The sequence below is a fragment of the Mycobacterium sp. genome, assembly GCF_049280035.1.
Lineage (GTDB): Bacteria > Actinomycetota > Actinomycetes > Mycobacteriales > Mycobacteriaceae > Mycobacterium.
On the sequence record NZ_JBAPPI010000673.1, the window covers coordinates 1 to 2,806 of the forward strand.

Consider the following 2,806-nt stretch of genomic DNA (forward strand, 5'->3'; position numbering starts at 1 on the left):
GGCTGACACCGTTGCCAGGTCGGCGGTCATACCTTCCGTACTTTGCACGGGCAACCGCGCCGAGTTTGATTTCGACAACGGCATCAACTTTTTCGGCATGCTTACGCCGAGAATCACGGAGTTACAGGGTGAGTACACCGAATACTGGGGCCAGAATACGAGCGTTGGTGTTGCGCGGGCCAACGTCCTGAATACCCTGGTCGGGGCGATAGGAAGCACACCACCGCCTATCACCCCGGCAGGGGCATCATCCGCGATCGCCAACGCCCCGGCCGATGTAGCGCAGGCGGCGGCAGACACCGCGACGCAAGCTCCGTCAACGGTCGGCGATGTGGCGGGTGAAACAGCTTCGCCGGCCGCCGGCATGGGGGATCAGCTCAGCAGCTTCATGGGACCGGCGCAGGGCCTGTTGTCGGGTGTGACCCAACCGTTCCAGCAAGTCGCCAGTCTTCCAGAGCAAGGCGCCCAGGGCCTATCGAGCTCGATACAGCCACTGATGGGCGCATTGACGTCAGCGTCGCCGCAGAACGCGTTGGCCGCTGAAGCCGGCACCGCGGAGGCCGTGAGTGCATCGTTCGGGGCCGGCGGCGGCGGTGCGGCCGGAGGTCTAGGCGCGGGCGGCGGTGCGGGTGGCATCGGCTCGAGCGCTACAGGCTTGACCAGCTTCACCCGGCCCACCAGTACCTTCGAACCCGAGATGGTCGGAGGACGGGCAACCGGGCTCAAGCCAGGCGGCGTGCTGAACGCCGCCGAGCTGCGCGGACCAGCCACTTCAGGTGGAATGGGCGGTGGGCCGATGCCGATGTCGCCCGCGACCGCTGGGATGTTGGGCCGGGAAGGCGCCGGCTCGGACAAGGATCGGGTGACGCACGCGCGCATCGTCGTCGACCGCGAATCACAGATGGAACCGCAGGATGCCTAGCCAGGTCCACAGCCCGCAAAAAGGTGAAGTGACAGCCCCTGCGCAGCGCTTAGACTCTGGTCCATACCCGGATCAGGGCGCCAACGTCAAAATGAAAATGAAGGAGAAGTAGATGGACCCGTCGACACAAGTTCCGGTGGAGGAACTGCAACGAGTTCAGTCGAAGATCCAGTCGATGATGGATGACACGCACGCGGTTGTCATGCAGGCACAACACGCAAATGATGGGCTTATGACCCCGTCGATATTCAGCGGCGGCACCGCGCTCGCGTCGGCGGCCAAAGCGGCTGAGATCACCCAAGCCGGGCAACAACTGATAAACAGCCTCACCTCCCTGGGGGACAACCTTGGGATCGCGGCGTCGGCCTGGCACCAGCAGGCAGAAGACGGGGCGCAGCTGATGAACAGTGTCGGCCTCGACGGAGTCCAATCTGTCTAACCGGCCAGAGCTCGACTAACCGGCTCGTTCAACAAGGGAGAAACAAGCAAATGAGCGAAATCACCTACCACTACGGTCACCTTGCCGATTACCACACCACGCTGGGCAATACGGCAGCATCGCTGACACAACTCCACGACGACCTGAGAAACCTCGCTTCGGTGCTATCCGAGGGGCATCTCGGGAGGCACTCGGACGCCTGGCAAACGGGGCTGGCGCAGGTCAACTTGTCCCTGGCGCACTTCAGCGACGTCGTCACGCACTTCGGCAACACTCATGGGGCAGTGACCGAAAACGCCATGAATACCGACATTCATCTGGCCAGCGGGATTCACGGCGCCTAAACGTCGGTAACCCAAGCTGGGGCGCACGCGGGCGCGCGTGCGCCCCCAGTGGTTTAGTGGGAAGACGACATGTTAACCACGACGGTAGACGGCCTTTGGGCGTTGCAGGTGCTTACCGGTATCGAGACATTGGCCCCGGAGTTGGGCTTCCGGCCCATCTTGCCGAGCGTCGAGACGCCGCTGCTCGCGCTGGCACATCCAATCGCCGCCGAGTTGCGAGCGGCGGGCGTCATTGACGAGTCGGGGGCCGTTGACCCCACTGTTGTGGAATGGCTCACCGTGCTCGCCCGCCGCGATGTCGGGTTGGTGATCCATGTGCGGACACCGGATACGACGGATAACCCGGCTGTGGCGATTCTCGCGCGGTTCGCCCAATGGTGGGTAATCCTGGAACGCGCGGAAGAACTGGTCCGCATCAGTGGCGCCGGAACCTCCACCGCGGAGGGCACAGCCAGCGCCGTCATCGCTCATGAGATTGAGCGATTGTGTGGATCGAACTCTCCCGCACCGCTGCGACCCGTGACGCTTGACGCCGACGCACTGCTGTCGACCGCGACCAGTGAAGAGACGCTGCGTTCCTTCCTGTCGAGCCGACGCCTGGACGGCGATCAACTGCAGATGCTCATGATGGCGACCGATCCGCGGCGGTCGGCACAAGCCTCGATCGTGGCGCTGCAGTCCGGTGTGGAGACGGGCCGGCCAACAAGGACGCAGATCGAGCAGAGCGTGGTGACCATAATCGACACCCCCGAAGGGAGACTCGTTGCCGAGCACGTCCCATCGTCGGGCAAGAAATGGATGGTCGTCGCCCCCGGGACCGCGAGCAACATCGCTACCGCGGTGAGCCGGATGATGCGCCGCCTCCCCGCCAATGAGGAATGGTTTTCCTACCGAAAGGTTGTGTAAGTGAGGGGTACGGCGCGCATGTTAGCATCGGCATCGTGACAAATCCGTGGAACGCGCCAGCGAATTCAACGGAGCAAGGTAGGCAATCGCCGAGGCAACCTGCCGCTTCGCGCCCGCAGCACCCGGACTCGGTTTCGGGAACATTGCGCATCTCCGATATGGTCGCACCGCGCAAAATTCCGCCCGGATCAGGCT

Annotated in this window: 4 protein-coding genes; all 4 read left to right on the forward strand. The window is 63.5% G+C overall.

What is annotated here, in order from left to right; translation table 11 throughout:
* Nucleotides 1-922: hypothetical protein (locus tag WAN71_RS21645; RefSeq protein WP_422227293.1), on the forward strand; the 922-nt coding region annotated here is incomplete at its 5' end.
* A 112-nt stretch (nucleotides 923-1,034) separates the two neighbouring features.
* Nucleotides 1,035-1,361, forward strand: a complete 327-nt coding sequence (locus tag WAN71_RS21650) for a hypothetical protein (RefSeq protein WP_422227294.1) — start codon at nucleotides 1,035-1,037, stop codon at nucleotides 1,359-1,361.
* 50 nt (nucleotides 1,362-1,411) lie between these two features.
* Nucleotides 1,412-1,705, forward strand: a complete 294-nt coding sequence (locus WAN71_RS21655) for a WXG100 family type VII secretion target (RefSeq protein WP_422227295.1) — start codon at nucleotides 1,412-1,414, stop codon at nucleotides 1,703-1,705.
* A 69-nt stretch (nucleotides 1,706-1,774) separates the two neighbouring features.
* A complete protein-coding gene (locus WAN71_RS21660; protein WP_422227296.1) occupies nucleotides 1,775-2,611 on the forward strand; it encodes an ESX secretion-associated protein EspG in 837 nt (278 codons plus the stop codon).
* Nucleotides 2,612-2,806 lie beyond the last annotated feature (195 nt).